Origin of the sequence: Actinomadura sp. 6N118 (assembly GCF_044326415.1) — a bacterium.
Classification (GTDB): Bacteria; Actinomycetota; Actinomycetes; order Streptosporangiales; family Streptosporangiaceae; genus Spirillospora.
This window is the reverse complement of sequence record NZ_JBIRAZ010000016.1, coordinates 81,114-99,418: the sequence shown is the minus strand read 5'-3', so window position 1 is coordinate 99,418 and position 18,305 is coordinate 81,114. Positions and strand designations below refer to the sequence as shown.

Below are 18,305 nucleotides of genomic sequence, written 5' to 3'. Positions count from 1 at the left end.
TAGAGGTGAACATGCAGTTCAATCCGGTTTTGGTTGAGGTGGAGCGCTCCGGTTTCGTGGAGTCGTGGCACCGTGGGTCCGCGATCGGGCTCGATGCCGGGGGCTCGGTGACCGTTCGCACGGGCACGCCCGAACGTCCGATCTTCCCGCGTTCGGCCAACAAGCCGATGCAGGCGGTCGCGATGCTCCGGTCCGGCCTCGACCTGGAGGGTGAGCTGCTCGCCCTGGCTGCGGGCAGCCACTCCGGGGAGGACTTCCACGTTCAGGGCGCGGAGAAGATCCTCGCCGGGGCGGGACTGTCCGCAGACCTTCTGCAATGCCCGGCGCAGTGGCCGCTCGAACCAGAGGTCGGACTGGAGGTGGCCCGGGGCGGCGGTGACCGGTCGCGGCTGCGGATGAACTGCTCGGGCAAGCACGCCGGGATGCTCGCCGCCTGTGTGGTGGCCGGCTGGCCGACCGAGTCCTATCTGGCGCCTGAGCACCCCCTCCAGCAGGCCGTGTGGGGCGTCGTGGAGGAGCTTTCCGGCGAGAAGCCCGTGGCGGTCGGCGTAGATGGGTGCGGCGCGCCGCTCTTCGCGATCTCGGTGATCGGGGTGGCCACAGCGTTCCGTTCCCTCGTGCTGGCAGAGCCCGGGACGCCGGAACGCCAGGTGGCGGACGCGATGCGCGAGCATCCGGCGTGGACGTCCGGGACGCGCCGAGAGGAGCGGCTGCTGATGGACGCCGTCCCGGGGCTGGTGGTCAAGTGCGGTGCGGAGGGCGTGGACGCGTTCGCGTACGCGGACGGGCGTGCTGGCGCCGTGAAGGTCGACGACGGCTCAATGCGGGCCCGGACGCCCGTGACGGTCGCTCTCCTGCGGGCGCTCGGCATCGACACCGCGCCGGAGGTGGACGCCGCGGTGCTGGAGGACCTGGCGACGGTCCGGCTGCACGGCGGCGATGGGACCGTCGGCGCCATCCGCCCGGCCGAGGGTCTCTTCGGCGGTGGCCTCTAGGAGGGCAGCAGTTCCGTTTTCTGCTCAGACTCGTGAGCCGCGGCCTCTTCAGGTGAGTAGCTGTGCGAGTAGATTCCCGGCGAGTAGTGGTAGAAGCCGCCACCGACCTCGTGCCCTACCTCAAGACTCCGCGGGCCCTGTTCCGGCACGTTGAACGTCTCGAACGGCTCGCCCCGCCGCCTTGCCCGCCATGCGGCGTTGGTCTTCTTGAGACCGAACGCGATGAAGTACGCGAAGGTGATCAGTGCCAACGCGAGGACGGGCGGCCCGAGCCACAGCCCGAGTCCATCGCCGAGCCTGTTACCGGTCGCCACCGCGATCTCTGATCCCATGCGACCAACTCCCTGTGCCGGTTGTTCGTCAGATGGTCCCTTAAAGGTACAGAAGGGTCGGACGGGTGGATCATTGTGGCCGCAGATAACGGCACTATTTAAGGTCATTTTGACCTGGAAGGTGCTCTCTTTGCCGTTGGCGTGGGCTCGACCGGCACCGTGACGGCACGGTTGCGGCCCGCGGCCAGGCCGGGGATCGTGAGCCCGGCGACGACCACGAGCGTCACGACGATGGGAACGGTCCAACCATGCGTCGCATCATGCAGCGCGCCGATGGCCAGCGGACCCATCGCCGCGATCATATAGCCGACGCCCTGGGCCATCCCGGAGAGCTGCGCGGCCACCCGGGCGTCCTGCGCCCGCAGGCCGATGAACGAGAGCGCCGTCGCGAACCCGAGGCCCTGCCCGAGGCCCAGCACGGCGGAGAACAGCCACACCGACCCGATCGGAGCCCATGCGATCCCGGTGAACCCGATCAGGCTCGCCACCACCAAGGCGCCGACGAGGGGCCGCTGATCGCGCATCCTCCGTTCGAGCAACGGCACGCAGAGCGACCCCACGGCCTGCATCAGGCTCGACAGCGCCAGCACGTACCCAGCCGACGCCTCGGCCATGCCCCGGTCCTGGCAGATCGTCGGTAGCCAGCCGACCACCACGTACGCCAGCAGGGACTGGACCCCCATGAAGACGGTCACCTGCCACGCCAACGGGGAACGCCAGACATGCGCGGCCAGCGCACGCGAGGAAGATCCAACAGAAGGCGCATCTGCCGCACGTCGGGCCCTAGGCAACCAGACCACCGCCGCAAGGCCCGCAGGAATCACCAGCAAACCCAGCGGCACCCGCCACGAACTGTCCAGGGCATGCTCGACAGGCACCACCAACCCCTGCGACACAGCGGCACCGCCGGTGAGCGCCACCGTATAAACGGCCGTCACCGTGGTGATCGAGTCCGGATGGTCGCGCTTGATGATCGCGGGCATCACGATGTTGCCAATGCTGATCGCGATCCCGGCCACCAGCGATCCGGCGAACAACGCGACCGGAGCACCCGCCAGCCGCAGTACCAGTCCGGCCATCAGCAGGACCATGGCCGCGATCAGCAACGACTCGTTCCGCGGTGCCCGTCGCAGGAACGCCGCCAGCAACCCGTACGCGCCGAAGAACACCAGCGGCAGCGTGGTCAACGCCCCCGCAGCCGTACCCGACAGCCGGAACTCGTCGCTGATCTCGGTCAGCACCGGCCCGACCGCCACGATGGCGGGCCGCAGATTGACCGCGACCAGGACGATCAAGACCAGCTGCCCGATGAGCGCCCGCCGGCTCACCGCGGACCCTCGACCAGCGCCTCCAGCGCGGCCAGGCTGGGCTCGACGATCGCCGCAGCCGCCCGCCCCGCAGCCTCGGCGTCCTGGAGGGCGATGGCGTCGACCACGGCCTGATGGGCCTCCTGACTGGCCTCCGGGACCGCTTGATCGAGCCGCAGCGTGCTCAAGGCCTCACCAAGCCGCCGCATAAAGAACCGACAGGCCTCGATCAGCACAGGATTTCCGGTGGCCTCCACAACCCCCAAGTGAAATCGCGCGTCCGCAGCCCCGAACTCCTCCGCACCAGTCGCAGCCGCCCGTGCAGCCAGGAACTCGTCAAGCCGAACGAGATCCGCATCCGTCCGGCGCCGCGCGGCAAGCCGAGCCGCCTGCACGTCATACGCCAACTGAACCTCGAAGACGTCCCGCAAACTGGCCCGTTCAACTTTCCGTAGCAAGGGACGAGGATCAGCCCCACTCCGCACGTAAGTCCCATCGCCCCGCCGCACCTCAAGCACGCCGACATGCGACAAAGCCCGAATCGCCTCCCGCACCGCAGGCCGGCTCACCCCGAGCTGCGAAGCAAGCTCGAACTCCCCAGGAATCCGGTCGCCAACTCGCCAAGCCCCCGCCGTCACCTCACCCTGAAGCTGCTCAAGCACCGCCTCGACAGCCGACCGGCCAGGCACAGGACTCAACGCCACCGCAGAACCTCCCGAAACATAAGATGTCAGACATCCTACGCGTCAAGATCAAGCCCCGCCTTGGGGTCGGTTCCGGCATGGATGCAAGATGCTCAAGAACTAATCGCATTAGCCCCCCAGAACTATCTTGCGTCTCACCTCTTCTTTTGTCCCTGAATCGAACCTATCGTCTCGCCACAGTCGGGCCAGTCAAGATCATCGGGGACAACTTCCATCGAAGGGACCGTCCACATGGGCAAGAGAATTGCGGCAGCGGTTTCGACCGCCGCGCTGGCGACCGGGGCGTTCGCCTTCGCATCCGCCGTGCCCGCTTCGGCGGGCGTTGCGCAACCGCAGGACGAGCGTTCGCAGACGGCCCAGTCCGGGCCGGCCAGCGCCCTGGGCAGCCCGAAGGCGTGCAAAAAGGGAACGAACGTCTGCATGAACCTCAAGACGACCGCAATCAACAAGAAGGGAAAGAAGTACGTCAAGGTAAATAAGGCGACCATCCAGCTGTTGGGCGCCTCAGAAGGAACCGTCCTGCAGATGACCTACTACGGCGGCGGCAAGAAGGCCAAAAAGATGACGGTCAGGTGCCAGTACGGCCTCTGCGCTGCCCAGTGGCCCAAGGTCAACCTGACCTACAAGAAGGGCACGAAGGTCTACGGCAAGGTCGTCAAGTCGGGCGTGCACCAGGGAACCGTGACCATCAAGCTCTGACCTCCCCTGCAACGTTCCCGGGAGGCCGGCCGACCCCGCCCGTCCGGCCTCCCCCGCCCCCGGCACCTTCGTCCGGCCAGCCGCACCCCTACTCCAGGACGAACGAGGGCTCGCTGAATCGCCGGGTTGTCGATGGAGCCGGGCGCGACATACTGCGGGGGGTCACTCGGTCAGCCATTCAGATCTCACCTCGCCTGCCGCCTGCACTGCTCCCACCGGCAGCGACATCACCCAGCACGTTCCTGCCACTGAACGACTGATTCACGCTGGGTTCGGCTAGACCTTCAATTCATCCCGCTTCACACGGGTAAGGAAGTCGGCGAAGCCATCAGGGGACGAACGCGTGACGATGCACGGCTGTGTTCACGCCAGGCTGTATCGGTGAGGATCCCGACCGCGGCGAACTCGTCGCCCAGATGCTCCAGCAGAGGCCGCCAACGGTGGGCCGGAACGGACGTCCATCGCCCGTCAGTTCGCCACGGCCTCCGTCCTCAGCACGACCCGGATCAGCTTTCCGCCCTCAGCCAGGCTTTCGACCGTCCAGCCGTCGACAAGCTGGTCCACCAGGAAGATCCCGCGCCCATCCGTTGAGGTCAGATCAGCGTTCTTCATGACGACCGGCTCCGGAGACTGATCCCACACTTCGATGACCGGAGACCCGCCGGCACCGAGATAGCAGCGGAGGACGATGAGCTGATCATCTCTCGACACCTTGACGGCATTGGTGATCAATTCGGAGACGACCAGCCGCATGATGTAGTCGTCGCCAAGATTCCAGTACGACCACGCAAACGCCGCGATGTCGCGAGCTTCCTTGATCGCAGTATTCACCGGCTTCAATACCACGGTGAATATGAACGGATCTTCGCTGGCGTTCGGTGAACTTGTGATCATCATTGACTGACCTTCGCGTCTTCGGGAATCTGCTGACGAGAATGCCCCGACAGAGCTAACTTGTCGCGTGTCGATGACACATCCGAAACACCGGAGCGTGACCTGTGGCCCCCATCGAGTCATTGGATCCGGACACGTCGTTCAAGGACTGGATAGCGTCTGAACTGCGATTCTGGCGGGAGCGCGAAGGTCTCTCCCTCGCCCAGCTTGGTCAAGTCATGAGCGCCAGCCGACATACTGTGTCGAACATCGAACATGCCCGGGATGGCTGGAATATGAACGAAGACCATGCCGATCGGCTGGACGATCACTTCCGCCTCAATGGCCACTTCGCACGCCTTGTGCGCTATGCGCGCACCGCACACGATCCAGACTGGTTCGCCGAGTACACGAAGTATGAGGCGAAAGCACTGGAGATCCGCTTCTACCGACTCTCGCTCGTCCCAGGCCTCTTCCAGACACCCGAGTACGCTCGCGCTCTCATAGCAGGTGCTCGCATGGTCGAAGACGTCGAGGCGACCATCGAGGAGCGCATGAAACGGCGTGAAGTGCTGACTCGGAAAAACCCGCCGTTCGTCTGGGTGCTGCTCGATGAGAGCGTTCTCCACCGTCCCATCGGTGGGCCGGAAATCATGCGTGAGCAGCTCACTCTGCTTCGTGACGCTGGCGATATGCGAAACGTCACGATACAGATCATCCCGCAGTCCACTGGCTTCTACCAGGGACTCAACGGCTCCTTCAACGGACTAACCATGGAGAAGGGGGACCTTGCGTTCGTTGAGGCTCCAGGTGGGGGTCGGCTAATCCAGGGGGACACAGAAGTCCGCCGTTTCGGGGTACGTTGGGCTCAAATCGGAGCGAGTGCCCTTCCTCGGAACTCCTCACGAGACCTCTTGCAACAGGCACTGGAGCGGATCGGATGATCAACTGGCGCAAGTCCAGCTACAGCGGCGGCGGAGATGAGGGTGGTCAAGACTGCGTCGAGGCCGCGAATCTGAACGGACTCGTCGGCCTGCGGGATAGCAAGGCTCCCGGTGCGGGTCACCTCACGCTGTCGGCGGATGGCTTCGCAGACCTCCTCGCCCGTGTGAAGCGGGACGACCTGACCCTTTAGCCGAACCAGACGGTTCGGCGCTGCGTTGGGATCGGTCGCTCAGTGGCAGAGCTGCTCAGTGTCCACGAGGCCTGGTGATCAACGATGTCACCTGGGTGCGGCTCTTCCGCAGGGGTAACACCGCTGAGCTGGGTGTAAGGCTCACCGCTGCCGGGCCTGGGTTTGTGGCGGAGGGCTGGCGCGTCTTCAGCAGGTATCAGTGGTGGCCCAGTTCTGCGGCCAGGCGGTCCAGCCGCTGGCGCAGGCGCATCACCTCTTCCAGAGCGCTGACGAGATGGGACTTGGCCGTCTGCTCGTCCATTGCCGCCACACCGTGGGGCAACGTCTCCTTCTCTCGATCCCGCTCCCCGGCCGCCAGCTCGTAGTCTTCGGACTCGATCGCGACGATCCTGGCCTGGTGTCGTGCGTGGAACTGGTTGATGAGCGTTTCTAGTTCCACGGGCAGGGCCGCCGGTGGATGAGCCTCGCCCGTACGCCCCTCAGCGCATCCGTAGCACGCCCATTGCAGGCCGTCGCGGGCGGCACGAAACCGCTCTGGCGTGACGTCGTGCGCTCGCAGCACCCGGGCGGCTACTCCGCCTTCTGCCAACAGGCCGAGGACCAGATGATCGGTCCCGACGCGTCGTGGTCCGGCGACCGGGTTCTCACGCAGCCCGAACTCCACCGCCCGCCACGCCGCCTCCGATAGCGGAACATCCTTCTGCCCCAGCGACTTGCCGAGCCCGAGCGTTTCTTCTACCTCGCGTTGCACGGCGGCCAGTTCCACCGACATCTCGTCCAGCACCGCACCGGCCATTCCCTGTCCCTGCCCGGCGATGAGCCCGAGCAGCAGGTGGCCGGTGTCAGCGCTCTGGTGCCCGAGCGCGGCCGCATGGGCGGACGCAGACTCCAGGACACGACGGGCAGCGGGAGTGTAAGGGCTCACATCGGCCATACCGACACCCTGACGCACCCCAAAGCGCCTGCCCAGCCGCTTCCGCGAACAGCAGAACACTCCGTGCCTCGGATACAGGTCGCCGGCAAGGTCGGCCTAGCCGTAGTGAAAGAGTCAGCGGATGGCTCACTCCCGCTGAGAGAATCGCTGAGCTACTACGAAACGAAACGACACGGCCTGCGGGCGGCGGGCTGCCCATCCAGAGGAGGCTGGCCTCGCTCATCGAGCGGCTGGAGACCGCCGCGGTCGCGAGCCTTTTCGCAGACGCGCAGTGCCCTCTGGCCCAGGGCACTGCGCGCTCGTGTGGAGCGGTTACTTCCACTCGTAGGTTCTGGACTCGACCTTGCCGCTCTCGTCGGCCTCGTACTCGAAGACGCAGGCGATGCCATTGAGGCGTGAGAGCTTGTCGGACTCGGTCTGGTAGTAGATGGCTCCGCGCCACGAGGATGCTCCGTTGCGCAGGAGCTTGCCGACCCCCGAGCCCTTCCAGAGGGCGGTCTCGCCGCTGGCGGTCACGGTGAAGCCCTGCCCTTCACCGTAGAGAGAGCCGTCCGGCCGCCTGCGCGAGACGTAGGTCCCCATGTCGGTGATCTCTTCGTTGAGCAGGTGGCCCCGTGCCTCGAACGACACCTCCACCTTCGGCTCGCCCGGCTCGCCCGGCAGGACCCGCGTTCCCGTGATCTGTCCGGTGTTATGACCGATCTGGTCGCCAAGAGCCATCGTCGCTCCTCCCCCGTTGGACATGCGGTTGCTCTTCCCAGCCCAGCACCGCCCCACAGGTCGGTCAATGTGGATATGCCCCTCATATCGCCCATCCTCCGGCAAAGATGATCTCCGCCCTGGCGGCACCGGAGATCACCGGCAAAGCACGCCCACATGCACTGGCTAGCGTGGTCACGGTGCACGCTCCCAACCCTTTTTTCCTGTCCTCATGTCAGGGATGGCGGGGCTGTCTCGTCTCGTGTTCGAAAGCAGGTTCTGAGAAGAACACGCCACCTGTAGCAAGGAGCTGGTCATGAGCGAGCAGACCACACACCAGAAGATCGCGCTGGTCACCGGGGCGAACAAGGGGATCGGCCGTGCGGTTGCCGAGCAGCTCGCTGCGCTGGGCATGACGGTCCTGGTCGGGGCCAGAGACCAGCGGCGTGGCGAGGAGGCCGCTGCGGCGATGCGCGCGGCGGGCGGCGGCGACGTGCACACGGTCACCTTGGACGTCACCGACCAGACCACCGCCAGGGCGGCCGCGAGGCGGGTCGAGGAGCGCTTCGGCCACCTCGACGTACTGATCAACAACGCCGGCATCACCGGCTCCGGGCAGGTCTCACCACAAGACGCCTACGATCAGGTCCCGAGTTCGGTCGACCTGGACATGGTCCGGACGGTGTACTCGACGGACAGATCCAGACCATCCGCACGGTGAACAACCCTGACAAGCTCGCGCACGTCGGTCCCGTAGCGGACGCCTGGGCGGCTCTCCGCGAGGCGAACCAGGCTGACCGGCCCACAGAATGACCCAAAAGCCGATCCAAGCCCGGCAGACGTCGAACCAGGGAGAACCCAGATCCACGGCGGCCAGCTTGTCCGAGGCCAGTCAGCCCTGCGCCGGCCGCCGCCAGCAGTTTCGCGACGAACGATCGGCGGAACAGCACTGACCCGTCCGTGCCCCGTCTGAGCACTTGTGTGTGCTCAGACTGGCCAACTGAAGTGCGTTGCAGCTTCCGTCCTCAGCACGACCCGGATCGCGCACTGACGGTGATCTCCGCGCCAAACAGCTGTGCCGCGCCCTGGACACCGGGACCGAGCCCCGGCACGTCGAAGCCATACGCGCAAAGCTCAAGCGCCTGGTCGGGCGGGACATCCTCTCTGAACTCGAACCCGGCCTGTTCCCCTGAATCGGAGCGAACGCCAACAAAGCACCCTCTTTAGTGCATCGTGTTCGCCATCGCTGCTCCGCTCTCCGACCTGAGATTCGCTGTTGAGGCGCGTCCTTCCCGCCCGCCTGGTCAGAACGTGGGAGCACGTTTCTCCCGTAGTGCCGCGATGCCCTCCTGCACCTCCAGGCCGGCGAACCCGAGGAACTCGAGTGCCAGTGCAGCGTCGAAGTGCGGGGTTGCTGCCCGAAGCCAGGAGTTGAGAGCTTGTTTGGTCCACCTCAGGGCGGTGGGGGCACCGCCTGCGAGCCGGGTGGCGATGTCGGTGGCCTGTTCGAGGACCTCACGCTCGTCGACCGCAAGTGAGACCAGGCCGATGCGCTCCGCTTCCGCGCCGTCGAGTGGCTCGCAGGTCAGCAGGTAGTACTTGGCCTTGGCCAGCCCGCACAGCAGCGGCCAGACGAGAGGCGCGTGATCACCCGCGGTGACGCCCAGTCTCGTATGGCCGTCGATCAGGCGGGCGTTCTTGGCGACCACAGAGACGTCGGCGAGCAGCGCCACGACGAGTCCCGCTCCGACCGCCGCTCCACGCACCGATGAGACGACGGGCTTGGTGAACTCGATGAGGTTGGTCACGAGTTCCCGGGCCTCGCGCAGCCCGGCGATGCGGGCCTGCGGGTCATCGGCGAGGCTCTGTATCCAGTCAAGGTCGCCGCCGGCGCTGAACGTGCGACCGGCTCCGGTGACCAGAACGGCGCGGACCCGCTCGTCGGCTTCGGCGTCGGGCCAGATGCGAGTGATCTCGGCGTGGCCCACCGCGTCAAGGGCATTGGCGCGGCCGGGGTTGTCGATGGTCACCTTCAGTACGCCGTCCGATGCCCAGCTCAGGTCCAGCCGCTGGTAGGTCGCGTAGCGGTCCATAATCCTCCTTGTATTGTATCGATCGATCGATACAATAACTCTATGTCGCTTGAATCCGGTACTGCCAGCCGCCCCGGACACGTGCTGCTCCACCAGCGAGGGCCCGTCTCCGTGGTGACGCTTAATCGACCGGAGGTGCGGAACGCGCTGTCCCGTCAGATGCTGTGCGATCTCATGGCTGTGCTTGCCGAGGCGGAGCGGTCCGAACGGACGGAGGCCGTCGTGCTGACCGGCGCCGGGCCCGGATTCTGCTCGGGCGATGATCTGTCCGAGGCGGCGCGCACCGACGCCGAGGTGTTCGACGAGACCATCGAACTGCTCCAACGGGTCACCAGGACCTTGCTTGAGTTGAGCAAGCCGAGCATCGCAGCGATCAATGGTGTGGCGATGGGGGGCGGGCTGGAGTTGACGCTTGCCTGCGACCTGCGGGTGGCCGCTCACGGTGCCGTGTTCGCATGCCCTGAGGTGGTGTGGGGACTGGTGTGCACGAACGGGGCTTCGGTGCTGCTGCCCGCCATCGTTGGGCACGGGCGCGCACGCGACATGGTGCTCACTGGGAGAAGGTTCGACGCGGAGTGGGCGCTCGCGGCTGGCCTGGTCGGCGAGGTGCTGCCGGACGACCGTGTCCTGGACAGGGCCATCGCGCTAGCCGAGGAACTGGCGAGTCGAGCGCAGGCCATCCGACTGACTCGGCGGTTGATGAACGATGTGGGTGATGAGGCCATCGTGAGTGCGCTGGCGCGAGAGGCGGTGGCCGTGGGGAGGGCCCGGCGTGGCCGTGCGGCCGAAGCGGGACTTCGTGATTTCGCTGCTCGTCACGCGGACGGAAGGACAGGGCAGTGATGGGGGACGCGCGTACGCTCAGCGATCTCGTCGATGGGCATGCACGGACGCGGCCCGACCATCCCGCTTTGCGGGTGGAGGACGAGATGCTCACCTATGGCGGGCTGGCCGCGCAGGTTCGGTCGGTGGCTGCCGCTCTCTCTGAGCACGGCGTGCGCGCCGGACATACCGTGGCCTTCGTCCTGCCTAACTGTGTCGAGTTCGTCGTCGCCTGGCTGGCGCTGAGCCGGATCGGCGCCGTGGCGGCACCGGTGAACACGGCGCTGCTCGGCGATGGGCTCGCGACCGTGCTGCCGATGACCGAGGCCGAGGTCGCGATCGTCGACGACCGGTTCCTGCCGGTGCTCGAAGGGACGACGAAGGGCACGAGTCTGCGCCTGGTCTTTGTCCGTGGCGGCACCGGAACGCGCGTCGGCGCGATCCCGGCCCGGCCGTGGCAGGAGCTGACGGCACACCCGGGCGTCGCCTCTCGGCACGAGACCCGCCCCGGCGATCCCGGCATTCTGCTGTTCACCTCCGGCAGCACCGGCCGATCGAAGGCATGCGTGCTGCCACATCGGTACGTGCTCCGGCAAGCGGAGATCTTCACCGAGCAGCTCGGCCTGGCCGAGGACGATGTGCTCTTCTGCCCGTTCCCGCTGTTCCACGCCGACGCGGCCATCTTCACCGTGGCTCCCGCGTTCGTGCTGGGCGCCACCGCGGCGTTGGTGGAGCGGTTCTCCGTACGACGGTTCTGGCAGCAGATACGCCACTATCAGGCGACGGTGTTCGACTTCATGGGCGCGACCCTGACCATGCTGTACAACCAGGAGCCGGCGCCCGATGACGCGGATAACCCGGCCCGGCTCGGCTGGGGAGTTCCGCTTCCTGCTTGGGCTGGGGAGTTCGAGCGCAGGTTCGGCGTCGAGCTGGTCGAGGTGTACGGTCTCAGCGACACGGGCATTGTGCTGTACAACCGCCCGGGTGAGCCACGCCGCCCAGGTTCGTGCGGTCGGCCCGTCCGCCCTTTCGATGTCAGGATCCTCGACCCCGACGGATTCGAGATGCCCAGCGGTGAGGTCGGCGAGATCTGCGTCCGGCCCCTCGAACCGCACGTGATCCTCAGCGAGTACGCCGGCATGCCACAGGCCACCGTTCGGGCCTGGCGCGATCTGTGGTTCCACACCGGAGATCTCGCCCGCCGCGACGAGGACGGTTTCTTCTACTTCGTGGGACGCGGGGCGGACGTGATCCGCAGGCGTGGTGAGAACATCTCCGCACTGGATATCGAAGCCGTCATCGGCGAGCACCCTGCCGTCCTGGAAGTGGCCGCGTTCGGCGTTCCGAGCGAACTCACCGAAGAAGACGTGATGGTCATGGTGTCGCTTCGGGACGGCACCGAACTGGACGCAGAGGCATTGCTCGCCCACTGCCGCGAGCGGCTACCGCGCCCCATGGTGCCGCGATACGTCGAGTTCACAGGCCCGCTGCCCAAGACGCCCACCGAGAAGATCGAGAAACGCGCGCTCAAGGCAGGCGGGGTCGGCGACACCACCTTTGACGGGCAGGCCCGTGACTGACCTCACCGGGGCCTTCCAGCCATCTATCGACGACAGGGTTCTCATGATGAGCGACGATTCTCCAACCAGCCATGAAATCGCACTTCACGGCACCGCCGCGATCGTGACCGGCGGCGCGAAAGGCATCGGCGCCGCGATCGTTCGCAGGCTCGCCGTGTCCGGCGCGACCGTCGCGATTGTCGATCTTGACACGGCGGCGGCGGAGACGCTCGCGAGAGAGGTGCCCGCCGCCTTCGCAGTGAGCGCCGACGTCGGCGACCACACGGGCCTGGGCGCGGCCATGGACTCCGCCTGCCGGCGCATGAACGGCCTGGACGTCCTGATCAACAATGCCGGGTGGGACCACGTGCAACGCTTCACCGACACCGACCCTGCACTGTGGGACAAGCTCATCCACATCAACCTCAAAGGCGTCCTCAACGCCACCCACCTGGCCATCCCGCGACTTCTCGAGCGAGGTGGCGGCCGGATCGTCAACGTGGCCAGCGACGCCGGGCGCGTCGGCTCCTCCGGAGAGGCCGTCTACGCCGCATGCAAGGGAGGCACGATCGCGTTCACCAAGTCGATCGCCCGCGAGACCGCAGGCCGCGGCATCACCGTGAACTGCGTGTGCCCAGGGCCCACGGACACGCCGCTGCTGGAGGAGATCAAGCAGGACGAGCGGGCCGCGGGCACCATGGACGCCATCGTCCGCGCGACACCGAACCGTCGCCTGGCCCGGCCGGAGGAGATCGCCGCGGCGGTGGCCTTCTTCGCCACGGCTCCCGCCCACGTCACTGGTCAGATCCTGTCTGTCAGCGGCGGGCTGACCATGGCGGGCTGACCGGCAATGATCACGGCATCGGATAGGTTCGCGTTACCGGGACGGCCTTGTGATCGGGGAGGAGCCTTCGATGCCGCGCACGCCTGCTGCGGAAGCGGGTGAAACGCCTCGCCGTATCCGCTCGGCGGCCATCGGTCTGTTCGCCGAGCGAGGATTTCACGGTACGGGCATCCGCGACATCGCCGCACAGTCCGGCGTCACGCTCTCGTCGCTCTACCACCACTTCGGCAGCAAGGACGACCTGCTGGTGGCCATCATGATCGCCAGCACCGAGCCACTCAGGCGCGCCGCAGAGGAAGCATGCCAGGTGCTGCAGCCGCCGCCCGAGCGACTGGCGATGCTGATCGAGCAGCACGTGTGGGTCCATGTCACCGACCGGCTGGCCAAGATCGTCAGTGATACGGAGTTGCGGGCCCTCTCCGGCGAGCGCCGGGAACGCGTGCTCGACCTGCGCGACTCGTATGAGGGCATCTGGCGCCGCACAGTGGAGGACGGCGTCGCCGCCGGGACGTTCACAGTGCCGAACGCCAAGGTGCTGACCATCGGACTGCTGGAGATGTGCACCGCGGTATCCCACTGGTTCCGGCCGGGCGGCGACCTGGAACTGGCCGAGCTCTGCCACACCTACGCCGACGGCGGGCTGGCACTGATGCGCGCCGCACGGGACGGACGTCCCGTGCGGCGCGCAGACCTGGACATCGGCGAGCCTACGCGCTTCCTTCCGAACTGAACGCGGGCGACCGCGGCCGAGATGTGGCGAGGGTGACCAGTGTCAGCATGGCGACGTTGAGGCCGAGCGCCTGCACTCCGTCACAAAACTCCCTCTAAGGCCTGGCTTCCAGGGATTGCGTTCCATATGCGCGGTTGTGCATCCTGAGGCTTGGGAGACAGGAACCCTGTCATTGCTCCGACCGTCCTTGAGGTCGCATTGTCATGAGTTTCTTCAAGAGAGCGCGACGCGAAACGACATGGGAAGAAATAGTCAAGGCTATCAATATTTCTTCTGCTGAGAAGATTTGCGATCTTTCGCCGTCTCGGGAACTGCTTTGCGAGCAGGACGAATTTGGGGACACCCTTCTTCATTTGGCTTACTATCATGGCCGCGCTAGAGAGCTAGCCGACATATTTATGGCATTCGGTGCAGATGAGTGCCGCACAAACAAGGCTGGCCTGCCGCCCTCTCGGATGCCAGAGGTGCGCACGACCGTGGATCTCTTTATCGACACGGCGGCCAACTTGAGCATCCATGGGAGCTGGATCAATGAACGGAGAGGGAGAGTTCAGTTCAGTCGACTCCGGAAGGTCGACGACCCCATCTACCTGCATGCGCTTGTCAAGGCCTTCTATGGGCGAAACTTCAAACGGACATTGCTTCTCTTGGCGATAAGGCTCGGAAGAGACGCTGCACTGGGAATGATGGCGGCGGCTCTCGATTTCATGAACGACGAAGAGGTGGCGGTAATTTATCTCAACTCTGGATCGCCTCACCTTCGCCGACATGCAGAGAATTGGGCCTACCGGCATGGATATGCCCTGACATATGGGCCTGGCAGACAAGAAGCGGAATGGGGATCCTTCTAAAAGCTACGAAGGTTTCTTTCTGTTGGTATTCGGCCTGCTCGGGTCACCCTCGGGTGGCTTTTGCCGCCCTGAAGGTATGCACCACTGAAGGGGCGGGGGTGTGGGGGCGGAGCCCGCAATGCCGGGAAGTTAAGCGGCGAGTGTCGGTGTCAAGTGGTTGTGGATGCTGATGGTGTGGCTGGTTGTTTGGGGTGGGCGTTGGGGTGGGGGGTATGGCCCCAAGGAGGACGTTCGTTCCGCCTGAAATTCGACAGTATCGAAAATCACGCGCTTCCTGGGGGGTGCGTCCACTGAGGTCATAGCGCAGGCAATGGAGGGCCGCCGATGACGGCGGCATGCCAAAAGGCCAGTCGTAGCGGGACTGACGCCGCGCTAGAAGCTGGGAAGCTTTCGCGCATCATAGGCGTGTGGGACAGCAAGGGCCCCCGATGCTGGTCACCTAACCCTGTCGACTGATGGCTTCGCCGACCTCCTTGCCCATGTGAGGCGGGATGAACTGATCCTCTAGACGAGTGATTCCAAGGGTTCGCCTGCGGAAATGAGGCGAGGTTTCCCATGATCGTTTTATGGCCAGCGACCTGGAACCCTCGCCACGGGGGCTGCCTATTTGAGTGCGCGTCCAGCCACCCCGTGTCGGGCTGGCGGGGCGGGTTTGAGGGGACGACGCAGCGTCCAGGCCTGGCGGGGTGCGCCGGACAGGATGGACAGCACGTGCCCGGCCCGGGCCCGGTGGGTGGGCAGCTCGGCGAGCAGGCTTAGCCATTCCTCGGCGTACCGCGCCCGGTGCACGGCCGGCAACGCCGCCACCGCCAGCTCCACCAGCTGCACCGTCACCCGCCCTGGCCGCCGCACCAGAACCGTCGCAGCCGGCTCCATCTGATCGAACACCGCTGCCGCCGTGTCCAACGCCGCCACCGCCGCGGTCGCCATTTGTCGCACGTGACCCCGTAGCTCCGCCGCGCCCATCGCGTGCACCGCGTCCCTCGACGGCACCGCATTCGTCGCGTTCACCGCCGCGTTCGCCGCGTTCGCCGCCGCATGCATCGGGCGCACCGAGTATGACTCGTACACCACTCTCACCGCCGCGTCCGCCGTCGCCACCGCACACCTCACCGTGTCTTTCGCGTACACCACCGCGCTTGCCGCGTCCGTTGCCGCATGTTTCGCCGTATCCGCCGCGTTCGCCGCCGCATCCGCAGCCATCCGCGCATGCCGTGCCACGTCCTCCGCGTACATCGCCGAGTCCGCCGCCATGTCCGCCGCCGCGTCCTCGGCCCTGCGCGCCGCACGATCTGCACCAGCGCGGACCACGCCAGCGAAGCGGGTGAACTCGTACTCGAGGTCAGGTGTGCGGCGACGGCCTTTCCGGATCACGCAGTGGTCCCAGGAGTGTGCGGGCGTAGCGAACCCCAGGGCTTGGGGGCGGTGGCGCGGTTGGCGTGGGCCTTGGCCAGGGCGAGCCGGGCGTTCTCGGCGCCCTCCTGTGTGAGCTGGTAGTAGCGGCGGCGGGGACGGCCGAGGGCGCCGGTGTCGCGCTGTTCGGCGGGCTCTTCCCAGCGGGAGGTGATCCAGCCGACCTGCTCCAGCCGGGTGATGATCGGATAGACGGTGCCGGTGGGCAGCTCGGTGGCCTGCACCATCTCCAGCCCGTACCACTCACGGCCCGGCTCCAGGAGCGCTTGGCGCAGCACCATCTGGGTCTGCAGCGTCATCCGCGGGCCCCGGCTCACCGTGTCCCACTTCCCCGCACCGCGGCGTACACAGCAAGCAGCAGGCCGGCCACCGCCGCCGCCACACTGACCGGCCGGGCCACCGCAGGCGTCAGCACCGCCAGCACGGCCGCCGCGACTGCGGCGAGCACGATCCCCAGCCATGCCAGCAACTCCCAGGCAACGAACACCCCGGACCGCCCCGAACCGTTCCTGCGTCGCTCGAACTCTACATAGCCCATGGTTAGTACTCTACATACGACCCCAAGTGATCGCTGGCAATACACCGCGACCTGCGCCGGTTGTGCATTCCGTTATGAAACAACCACCGCCCCACGGTCGAGGAGTGCCGTGGCCATTCGCTGGATGGAACGGGTGAAGCGTCGAGGGTCGTCGGGCGGTGTCATATGGCGGATCAGGTCGCCGTCGAAGACAGCGAGGACGGCATGGGCCAGGAAGTCGGCGTCGAGATCGGGGCGTTCGTCGGCTAGCAGGGCGCGGAGATGGCGATGCCAGGATTGGTAGCTGGGGTCGCTGTACTTGTCCTCGGCGCAGGCTTGCTCGTGTGCGGACAACAGCACGGCGTTGCCTTCGGCGATCGCGCCAAGCTGGTCGAGGAAGGCGAGCAGTCGTTCCCGGGTGGGTGCTCCAGGTCCCAAAGGCGGCGGGCCGTTCGTGATCGCGTCGCGTAGCTCGCGGGACCTTTCCTCCAGCAGCGCCTGCAGCAGCCCGGCGCGGTTGCCGAATCGACGGAACACGGTGCCCTTCCCGACTCCGGCAAGGGCGGCAACGCGATCGAGCGACACATGCTCTCCGCCACCTTCGGCCAGGAGCTGTTCAGCCGCGTGTAGCACCGCGCGGCGGTTGCGGGCCGCGTCGGCGCGTTCGGCGCGCTGTTGGGCCATCGGCGCTCCCCACTGAGACGGACTATCAGTCCGGATAGGATACCGTGCACTAAGCGGACTGTTAGTCCGGATGCTGCCGTCCACGGAGGAGTTCTTGATGAACATGCGCGCGCTCGTCGTTGATCCCGACGTCCCCGGTTCCCTACGTCTTGGGACGGCAGCCGAACCTCACCCGGCGCCCAACCAGTTGATGATCGAGGTGCGGCACATCTCGCTCAACCGCGGCGAGGTAGCTGGTGCCAGCCAGCGCCCGGCCGGAACCGTGCACGGCTACGACGCCTCCGGTGTCGTCGTCCGTGCCGCGACGGACGGCACCGGACCGGCCGTAGGCGCTCGAGTCGCGGCATTCGGTGCCGGCGCGTGGGCCCAGCGGATGGCCGTGGACACCACCGCGGTGGCTGAAGTCCCCGCCCCAGTCCACCTCGCTGACGCCGCGGCACTGCCTATGGCCGGTATCACCGCGCTGCGCACGTTGCGCTCCCGCTCCATCCTGGGACGCCGGGTGCTGATCACCGGCGCGGCCGGAGGCGTCGGCCGCTATGCCGTCCAGCTGGCGGCCCTGGGCGGTGCCCATGTCATCGCCTCGGTGGGATCGGCGGCCCGCGCCGGCGGCCTGACCGAGTTGGGCGCCCACGAGGTGGTGGTCGGCCTGGAGGGTATCGACCGACCGGTCGACCTCATTCTCGACAACGTTGGTGGACCGCAACTGGCCGCCGCCTGGGAACTCCTCGCGCCGGGCGGGGCTGTGCAGAACATCGGCTGGGCGTCCGACCAGCCAGCGGAGTTCGCGCCGTACTCGCTTTTCTTCATCGGCCCGTCCAAGACGATGAGTACGTTCGGCGACGTCCATGAGGTCGGCCCCGACATAGCCATCCTGCTGGGATTCGTGGCGGCCGGGAGGCTCTCCCCGGAGGTCGACTGGCGCGGCTCGTGGACGCGCGTCACCGAGGCCGCCCAGGTACTGCTGGACCGGCGCATCGCGGGCAAGGCGGTGCTGGACGTGGAACCGGTGGCCGCTGACTGATCTCGTTCCGAATCACTTCGCCCCCGGTGGCTTGCGGGACGGACTCCTGATGGCTGAACCGTGAGATGTTTCCCTGTTTGTCGGTTACGA

The 18,305-nt window shown here is 66.4% G+C and carries 22 protein-coding genes; 11 read left to right on the top strand and 11 right to left on the bottom strand.

Annotated elements, in window-relative coordinates:
* Positions 1-11: 11 nt before the first annotated feature.
* Positions 12-995, top strand: a complete 984-nt coding sequence (locus tag ACH34W_RS35720; protein ID WP_395965575.1) for an asparaginase — start codon at positions 12-14, stop codon at positions 993-995.
* On the opposite strand, the gene ACH34W_RS35715 is transcribed toward ACH34W_RS35720, so the two are convergent.
* The 3 genes from ACH34W_RS35715 to ACH34W_RS35705 form a co-directional block, all read right to left on the bottom strand.
* Positions 992-1,327 (bottom strand): hypothetical protein, encoded by a 336-nt coding sequence (locus ACH34W_RS35715; protein WP_395965574.1) that lies wholly within the window; start codon positions 1,325-1,327, stop codon positions 992-994. The two genes, ACH34W_RS35720 and ACH34W_RS35715, sit on opposite strands and share 4 nt — an antisense overlap.
* A gap of 104 nt (positions 1,328-1,431) precedes the next feature.
* Positions 1,432-2,655: a CynX/NimT family MFS transporter gene (locus tag ACH34W_RS35710; protein ID WP_395965573.1), complete on the bottom strand. Its 1,224-nt coding sequence runs from the start codon at positions 2,653-2,655 to the stop codon at positions 1,432-1,434.
* Positions 2,652-3,272, bottom strand: a complete 621-nt coding sequence (locus tag ACH34W_RS35705; protein WP_395965691.1) for a FadR/GntR family transcriptional regulator — start codon at positions 3,270-3,272, stop codon at positions 2,652-2,654. The genes ACH34W_RS35710 and ACH34W_RS35705 overlap by 4 nt, the downstream gene beginning before the upstream one ends.
* A 297-nt stretch (positions 3,273-3,569) precedes the next feature.
* On the opposite strand from ACH34W_RS35705, the gene ACH34W_RS35700 reads away from it, so the two are divergent.
* A complete protein-coding gene (locus tag ACH34W_RS35700) occupies positions 3,570-4,037 on the top strand; it encodes a hypothetical protein (RefSeq protein ID WP_395965572.1) in 468 nt (155 codons plus the stop codon).
* A gap of 468 nt (positions 4,038-4,505) precedes the next feature.
* Here the strand turns inward: ACH34W_RS35700 and ACH34W_RS35695 are convergent, their stop codons facing one another.
* Positions 4,506-4,934: an ATP-binding protein gene (locus tag ACH34W_RS35695; RefSeq protein ID WP_395965571.1), complete on the bottom strand. Its 429-nt coding sequence runs from the start codon at positions 4,932-4,934 to the stop codon at positions 4,506-4,508.
* Between the two features lie 101 nt (positions 4,935-5,035).
* On the opposite strand from ACH34W_RS35695, the gene ACH34W_RS35690 reads away from it, so the two are divergent.
* Positions 5,036-5,854: a helix-turn-helix domain-containing protein gene (locus ACH34W_RS35690; RefSeq protein ID WP_395965570.1), complete on the top strand. Its 819-nt coding sequence runs from the start codon at positions 5,036-5,038 to the stop codon at positions 5,852-5,854.
* Positions 5,851-6,045 carry a DUF397 domain-containing protein gene (locus ACH34W_RS35685; protein WP_395965569.1) on the top strand — a complete coding sequence of 65 codons (195 nt, stop codon included), beginning with the start codon at positions 5,851-5,853 and terminating at the stop codon, positions 6,043-6,045. Before ACH34W_RS35690 ends, ACH34W_RS35685 begins: the two co-directional genes overlap by 4 nt.
* 196 nt (positions 6,046-6,241) lie before the next feature.
* Here ACH34W_RS35685 and ACH34W_RS35680 read toward each other — a convergent pair whose 3' ends face one another.
* Complete coding sequence (locus tag ACH34W_RS35680) at positions 6,242-6,979, bottom strand: Clp protease N-terminal domain-containing protein (RefSeq protein ID WP_395965568.1); 738 nt, start codon at positions 6,977-6,979, stop codon at positions 6,242-6,244.
* Between the two features lie 312 nt (positions 6,980-7,291).
* Positions 7,292-7,699, bottom strand: coding sequence for a hypothetical protein (locus ACH34W_RS35675; RefSeq protein ID WP_395965567.1), 408 nt, complete (start codon positions 7,697-7,699; stop codon positions 7,292-7,294).
* A gap of 295 nt (positions 7,700-7,994) precedes the next feature.
* Here ACH34W_RS35675 and ACH34W_RS35670 point away from each other — a divergent pair, with 295 nt between their 5' ends.
* Positions 7,995-8,399, top strand: coding sequence for an SDR family oxidoreductase (locus tag ACH34W_RS35670; RefSeq protein ID WP_395965566.1), 405 nt, complete (start codon positions 7,995-7,997; stop codon positions 8,397-8,399).
* 583 nt (positions 8,400-8,982) lie between these two features.
* Here the strand turns inward: ACH34W_RS35670 and ACH34W_RS35665 are convergent.
* Complete coding sequence (locus ACH34W_RS35665) at positions 8,983-9,771, bottom strand: enoyl-CoA hydratase/isomerase family protein (protein ID WP_395965565.1); 789 nt, start codon at positions 9,769-9,771, stop codon at positions 8,983-8,985.
* A gap of 42 nt (positions 9,772-9,813) precedes the next feature.
* On the opposite strand from ACH34W_RS35665, the gene ACH34W_RS35660 reads away from it, so the two are divergent.
* From ACH34W_RS35660 to ACH34W_RS35640, 5 genes are all read left to right on the top strand, one after another.
* Positions 9,814-10,614 (top strand): enoyl-CoA hydratase/isomerase family protein, encoded by an 801-nt coding sequence (locus ACH34W_RS35660; protein WP_395965564.1) that lies wholly within the window; start codon positions 9,814-9,816, stop codon positions 10,612-10,614.
* Entirely contained in the window at positions 10,614-12,173 is a 1,560-nt protein-coding gene (locus tag ACH34W_RS35655) for an AMP-binding protein (protein WP_395965563.1), read from the top strand. The genes ACH34W_RS35660 and ACH34W_RS35655 overlap by 1 nt, the downstream gene beginning before the upstream one ends.
* Positions 12,174-12,219: 46 nt before the next feature.
* A complete protein-coding gene (locus ACH34W_RS35650) occupies positions 12,220-12,996 on the top strand; it encodes an SDR family oxidoreductase (RefSeq protein WP_395965562.1) in 777 nt (258 codons plus the stop codon).
* 70 nt (positions 12,997-13,066) lie between these two features.
* Positions 13,067-13,726 (top strand): TetR/AcrR family transcriptional regulator, encoded by a 660-nt coding sequence (locus tag ACH34W_RS35645; protein WP_395965561.1) that lies wholly within the window; start codon positions 13,067-13,069, stop codon positions 13,724-13,726.
* Between the two features lie 203 nt (positions 13,727-13,929).
* On the top strand, positions 13,930-14,577 hold the full coding sequence (locus ACH34W_RS35640) for a hypothetical protein (protein WP_395965560.1): 648 nt from the start codon (positions 13,930-13,932) through the stop codon (positions 14,575-14,577).
* Between the two features lie 603 nt (positions 14,578-15,180).
* On the opposite strand, the gene ACH34W_RS35635 is transcribed toward ACH34W_RS35640, so the two are convergent.
* The 4 genes from ACH34W_RS35635 to ACH34W_RS35620 form a co-directional block, all read right to left on the bottom strand.
* On the bottom strand, positions 15,181-15,951 hold the full coding sequence (locus ACH34W_RS35635) for a hypothetical protein (RefSeq protein WP_395965559.1): 771 nt from the start codon (positions 15,949-15,951) through the stop codon (positions 15,181-15,183).
* A complete protein-coding gene (locus ACH34W_RS35630) occupies positions 15,948-16,289 on the bottom strand; it encodes a PadR family transcriptional regulator (protein ID WP_395965558.1) in 342 nt (113 codons plus the stop codon). The genes ACH34W_RS35635 and ACH34W_RS35630 overlap by 4 nt, the downstream gene beginning before the upstream one ends.
* Positions 16,290-16,303: 14 nt before the next feature.
* Positions 16,304-16,528: a hypothetical protein gene (locus ACH34W_RS35625; protein ID WP_395965557.1), complete on the bottom strand. Its 225-nt coding sequence runs from the start codon at positions 16,526-16,528 to the stop codon at positions 16,304-16,306.
* 72 nt (positions 16,529-16,600) lie between these two features.
* Positions 16,601-17,191 (bottom strand): TetR/AcrR family transcriptional regulator, encoded by a 591-nt coding sequence (locus tag ACH34W_RS35620; protein ID WP_395965556.1) that lies wholly within the window; start codon positions 17,189-17,191, stop codon positions 16,601-16,603.
* 97 nt (positions 17,192-17,288) lie between these two features.
* Here ACH34W_RS35620 and ACH34W_RS35615 point away from each other — a divergent pair, with 97 nt between their 5' ends.
* Complete coding sequence (locus ACH34W_RS35615) at positions 17,289-18,215, top strand: zinc-binding dehydrogenase (protein ID WP_395965555.1); 927 nt, start codon at positions 17,289-17,291, stop codon at positions 18,213-18,215.
* Positions 18,216-18,305 lie beyond the last annotated feature (90 nt).

Bases quoted from the DNA above. Each gene is read 5' to 3' on its own strand.
- ACH34W_RS35720 (WP_395965575.1), top strand. From the start codon at position 12: ATGCAGTTCAATCCGGTTTTGGTTGAGGTGGAGCGCTCCGGTTTCGTG.
- ACH34W_RS35715 (WP_395965574.1), bottom strand. From the start codon at position 1,327: ATGGGATCAGAGATCGCGGTGGCGACCGGTAACAGGCTCGGCGATGGA.
- ACH34W_RS35700 (WP_395965572.1), top strand. From the start codon at position 3,570: ATGGGCAAGAGAATTGCGGCAGCGGTTTCGACCGCCGCGCTGGCGACC.
- ACH34W_RS35695 (WP_395965571.1), bottom strand. From the start codon at position 4,934: ATGATGATCACAAGTTCACCGAACGCCAGCGAAGATCCGTTCATATTC.
- ACH34W_RS35685 (WP_395965569.1), top strand. From the start codon at position 5,851: ATGATCAACTGGCGCAAGTCCAGCTACAGCGGCGGCGGAGATGAGGGT.
- ACH34W_RS35680 (WP_395965568.1), bottom strand. From the start codon at position 6,979: ATGGCCGATGTGAGCCCTTACACTCCCGCTGCCCGTCGTGTCCTGGAG.
- ACH34W_RS35675 (WP_395965567.1), bottom strand. From the start codon at position 7,699: ATGGCTCTTGGCGACCAGATCGGTCATAACACCGGACAGATCACGGGA.
- ACH34W_RS35670 (WP_395965566.1), top strand. From the start codon at position 7,995: ATGAGCGAGCAGACCACACACCAGAAGATCGCGCTGGTCACCGGGGCG.
- ACH34W_RS35665 (WP_395965565.1), bottom strand. From the start codon at position 9,771: ATGGACCGCTACGCGACCTACCAGCGGCTGGACCTGAGCTGGGCATCG.
- ACH34W_RS35660 (WP_395965564.1), top strand. From the start codon at position 9,814: ATGTCGCTTGAATCCGGTACTGCCAGCCGCCCCGGACACGTGCTGCTC.
- ACH34W_RS35655 (WP_395965563.1), top strand. From the start codon at position 10,614: ATGGGGGACGCGCGTACGCTCAGCGATCTCGTCGATGGGCATGCACGG.
- ACH34W_RS35650 (WP_395965562.1), top strand. From the start codon at position 12,220: ATGAGCGACGATTCTCCAACCAGCCATGAAATCGCACTTCACGGCACC.
- ACH34W_RS35645 (WP_395965561.1), top strand. From the start codon at position 13,067: ATGCCGCGCACGCCTGCTGCGGAAGCGGGTGAAACGCCTCGCCGTATC.
- ACH34W_RS35640 (WP_395965560.1), top strand. From the start codon at position 13,930: ATGAGTTTCTTCAAGAGAGCGCGACGCGAAACGACATGGGAAGAAATA.
- ACH34W_RS35630 (WP_395965558.1), bottom strand. From the start codon at position 16,289: ATGACGCTGCAGACCCAGATGGTGCTGCGCCAAGCGCTCCTGGAGCCG.
- ACH34W_RS35625 (WP_395965557.1), bottom strand. From the start codon at position 16,528: ATGGGCTATGTAGAGTTCGAGCGACGCAGGAACGGTTCGGGGCGGTCC.
- ACH34W_RS35620 (WP_395965556.1), bottom strand. From the start codon at position 17,191: ATGGCCCAACAGCGCGCCGAACGCGCCGACGCGGCCCGCAACCGCCGC.
- ACH34W_RS35615 (WP_395965555.1), top strand. From the start codon at position 17,289: ATGAACATGCGCGCGCTCGTCGTTGATCCCGACGTCCCCGGTTCCCTA.